This is a genomic window from Micromonospora sp. 4G55, from assembly GCF_016803375.1.
The window spans coordinates 1-4,025 of record NZ_JAEVHN010000558.1 but is presented as its reverse complement, the minus strand read 5'-3'; the positions used below and the strand labels follow the sequence as shown (position 1 = coordinate 4,025).

Sequence of the window (4,025 nt, the reverse complement as noted above, 5' to 3'; positions counted from 1 at the left end):
GGGGCGGGGGTGGGAAGCGGCGGGATCCAGGCGCCGTTGTCCGTGGCCATCTCGTGCATCCTTCGCATCGGTGCGCCGGCGCGGCCGGCGCGGGAGGAACGGGCCCGGCCGCCGCCGGCCCGGCCGGGGGGTCGACCCGGCCGGGGACACGGCGGTGGTCAGTCGTCGTCGTCGGCGTCGCCGTAGAGCGACATCTCCGGGGCGATGACGAAGTCGGAGACGTCCTTGGTCTGCCGCTTGACCCGGCCGAGGGCCGCCTTGACGGCGACGTCGAGCCGGTCCCGCTTGGCGGCCTCGCGGGCCTCCCGGCGGTCGACGAACTCCGGCATCACCTCGCGGGCGAACAGCTCCAGCGACTCCATGATGTGCTCGTGCTTGTTCTTGCCGATCTGCACCGAGAAGATGATCTGGTCGACGCCGACCGCCTCGTACCGGCGGATGATGTCGGCGATCTGTGCCGGCGTGCCGATGCCCCGGCGCAGCTGCCCGACCTGGTCCATCATGGCCTGCGACTCGGCCGACTGGAGGTCCTTCTCGTCCGGCACGATCGCGTCCCGGGTGAAGCCCATGCTCTCCCGGGCGTCCTGGAAGCTCTGCCAGATGTCGGTCACGCCCGGCTGGTGCTCACCGGTGATGTAGTAGTGCATCAGGGCGTACGAGAAGAAGTAGGCGCCCTCCAGACCGCGGTCGAGGGCGACCTCCTCGTCCTCGTGGCACATGAACGGCAGCACCATGGCGACGTTGGCGTTGACCGCCTGGCCGATCGGGACGCAGTCGTCCGACTCCAGCGTCCGGTAGTAGGCCTCCACCCACTCCTCGGCCTCCTCCGGGTTGACGAAGGAGAAGGCGAGCGCGCCCATGCCCTCGCGGGCCGCCTCCTGGATGCTCTCCCGCCGGGTGCAGGCCCGCCACAGCGGCGGGTGCGGCTTCTGCTTCGGCTTGGGGACGACGTTGCGGACGGGCACGTCGACCCACTTGCCCTGGTGGCCGGTGAACGGGGTCTCGGTCATCATCCGGATGACCACCTCGAGCGCCTCGTGCCACTGCTCCTGCTTGTCCGCCAGCTCGATGCCGAAGGCACCCACCTCGAGCTGGGAGCTGCCCTGGCCGGAGCCGAAGTCCACCCGGCCGCCGGAGATCAGGTCCAGCATGGCGAGGCGCTCGGCGATCCGCACCGGGTGGTTCACCGCCGGCGGCATGTGGATGATGCCGTGCGCGAGCCGGATGTTCTTCGTCCGGGCCGCGGCGGCGGCGAGGAAGACCTCCGGCGCCGACGAGTGCGAGTACTCCTCGAAGAAGTGGTGTTCGGTGCCCCAGGCGTAGTCGAAGCCGAGCCGGTCGGCCAGCTCGATCTGCGCCAGCGCCTCCTGGAACAGGCGTTCCTCGCTGTCCTCGGCCCACGGCCGGGGAAGTTGGTGGTGATAGGTCAAGCCGAAGCGCATGCGTTCCTCCGCGTGACGAGAAGCTGCCCGGTGGCCATGACGCTAGGGCCGCGGCCGCCGGATCCGGCCTGGCGAAGGCCGTAATCAGGGGGCCGGCGGGGGCCGTTCAGGGGTCGGCCGACGCGGCCTAGGGGGTGCCCGGGACGGCGGGCGCGGGACGGCGGAACCCGGCGAGGAAGAACAGCAGCGGGTCGGCGTCGCCGTCGACCACCTCCAGGTCGCGTACCCGGCCGACGGCGATGACGTGGTCCCCGCCCGGGTACTCCGCCTCCACGGTGCACTCCACCCAGGCCAGCGAGCCGGGCAGCCGGGGTGACCCGGTCACTGGGCCGGGCGTCCAGTCCACCCCGCTGAACTTGTCGGTGGCCCGGCTGGCGAAGGTCCGGCACAGCCCCTCCTGCTCGGCGGTCAGGATGTTCACCCCGAACGCGCCCCGGGCCCGGATCAGCGGCCAGGAGCGGGAGGTGCGGGACACCGAGAAGGAGACCAGCGGCGGGTCGAGGGAGAGCGAGACGAACGACTGGCAGGTGAAGCCGACCGGTCGTACCCCGTCGCCGGCGGCGGTGATGATGGTGACCCCGGTGCAGAAGAGTCCGAGGACGTGCCGGAAGGCGCCGGGGTCGACCCGGCCCGCCGTGGTGCCCGTACGCGATGTCATCGCTCTCCCGCCCGTCAGCCCGGCGCCGGCGCGGGGGCGTCCCCGCCCTCCGGCCGGCGCTCTTCGAGGATCACGTGTGCGTTGGTGCCGCTGATGCCGAAGGAGGACACGGCGGCCCGGCGCGGCCGGCCGGTCTCCGGCCAGGGCCGGGCCTCGGTCAGCAGCTCCACCCGCCCGGCCGACCAGTCGACCTGCGGGGTGGGCGCGTCGACGTGCAGCGTGGCGGGGAGCAGCCCGTGCCGCATGGCGAGCACCATCTTGATCACCCCGGCGACCCCGGCGGCGGCCTGGGTGTGCCCGAGGTTGGACTTGACCGACCCCAGCCAGAGCGGCTGCCCCGCCCGGTCCCGCCCGTACGTGGCCAGCAGCGCCTGGGCCTCGATCGGGTCGCCGAGGCGGGTGCCGGTGCCGTGCGCCTCCACCGCGTCCACGTCGGCCGGTCGCAGCCCGGCGCTGCCGAGGGCCTGTCGGATGACCCGCTGCTGGGCCGGCCCGTTGGGCACGGTGATGCCGCTGGACGCGCCGTCGGAGTTCACCGCCGCGCCCCGGATCACGGCCAGGATCCGCCGGCCGTTGCGGCGGGCGTCGGAGAGCCGTTCCAGGACCAGCAGGCCGCTGCCCTCCCCCCAGCCGGTGCCGTCGGCGGCGGCGGCGAACGACTTGCACCGGCCGTCCGGGGCGAGCCCGCGCTGGGAGCTGAAGTAGACGAAGGTCTCCGGGGTGGACATCACGGTGATGCCGCCGGCCAGCGCGAGGGTGCACTCCCCGGAGCGCAGCGCGTGTCCGGCCAGGTTCAGCGCGACCAGCGAGGACGAGCAGGCGGTGTCCAGCGAGACGGACGGCCCCTGCAGGCCCAGCGTGTAGGAGATCCGGCCGCTGGTGATGCTGCCGCCGCCGTCCGCGCCGTCGTAGTCGTGGTACATCACCCCGCAGTACACGCCGGTGCGGCTCTCCTTGAGCGAGAGCGGGTCGATGCGCGCGTGCTCCAGGGCCTCCCAGGCGGTCTCCAGGATCACCCGCTGCTGGGGGTCGATGTCGCGGGCCTCCCGAGGGGAGATGCCGAACAGGTCGGCGTCGAAGTCGGCGGCGTCGTGCAGGAAGGCGCCCTCCCGGGTGACGGTCCGGCCGGGGCGGCCGGGCTCCGGGTCGTACAGGGCGTCGGTGTCCCAGCCGCGGTCGGTGGGGAACGGGGTGACCGCGTCCCGGCCCTGGGCCAGCAGCTCCCAGTAGCTCCCCGGGGAGTCCACGCCGCCGGGCAGCCGGCAGGCCATCCCGACGATGGCGATCGGTTCGTCGGCGGCCTGGACCAGCCGGGCGTTCTCCTGCCGGAGCCGGTCGTTCTCCAGCAGCGAGGTGCGCAGCGCCGCGACGATCTGGTCGGTGTCCACGCCGCTCACCGGTGCGCTCCGTTCGGGTCGGCGCCGCCGAGGGCCGCGCGGACCAGGTCGTCCACCGCCATGTTCCGAATCTCCTCACTGCGGTCGGCGGCGGCGGGCGCCGCGGCGGGCGGGGGTTCGACGCTCGGCGCGGTGAGCCGCAGCAGGGCGTCGAGCAGGCCCGCCTCGCGCAGCGCGTCCAGTCCGATGGTGGCCAGCCGGCGACGTACGTCGTCCTCGTCCGGGGCGTCGGTGCCCGTCGGCCCGGCGGACGCGTCGGCGGACGGCCCGACCGGCACCTCCTCGGCCAGTTCCTCGCGCAGCAGCCGGGCCACCTCGGCCGGGGTCGGGTGGTCGAACATCAGCGTGGCGGCGAGCCGCAGCCCGGTCGCCGCGCTGAGCCGGTTGCGCAGCTCGATCGCGGCCAGCGAGTCCAGACCCAGCTCGGTGAAGCCCCGGTGGACGTCGATCTCGCCCGGTTCGGCGTGCCGGACGGCGGCGACGTGGCCGCGGACCAGGTCCAGCAGCATCCGCTGCCGGCCCTCCTCG

Annotated in this window: 3 protein-coding genes and 1 pseudogene; all 4 read right to left on the bottom strand. The window is 73.7% G+C overall.

Annotated elements, in window-relative coordinates; genetic code table 11:
• Positions 1 to 158: 158 nt before the first annotated feature.
• Positions 159 to 1,442, bottom strand: a complete 1,284-nt coding sequence (locus tag JNW89_RS29735; RefSeq protein ID WP_238451612.1) for an LLM class flavin-dependent oxidoreductase — start codon at positions 1,440 to 1,442, stop codon at positions 159 to 161.
• A gap of 127 nt (positions 1,443 to 1,569) precedes the next feature.
• On the bottom strand, positions 1,570 to 2,100 hold the full coding sequence (locus JNW89_RS29730) for a flavin reductase family protein (protein ID WP_238451611.1): 531 nt from the start codon (positions 2,098 to 2,100) through the stop codon (positions 1,570 to 1,572).
• Positions 2,101 to 2,123: 23 nt separating this feature from the next.
• Positions 2,124 to 3,461: pseudogene (locus JNW89_RS29725) on the bottom strand (type I polyketide synthase); the annotation flags it as partial.
• 32 nt (positions 3,462 to 3,493) lie between these two features.
• A partial coding sequence (locus JNW89_RS29720) for an acyl carrier protein (RefSeq protein WP_238451610.1) occupies positions 3,494 to 4,025 on the bottom strand: 532 nt, incomplete at its 5' end.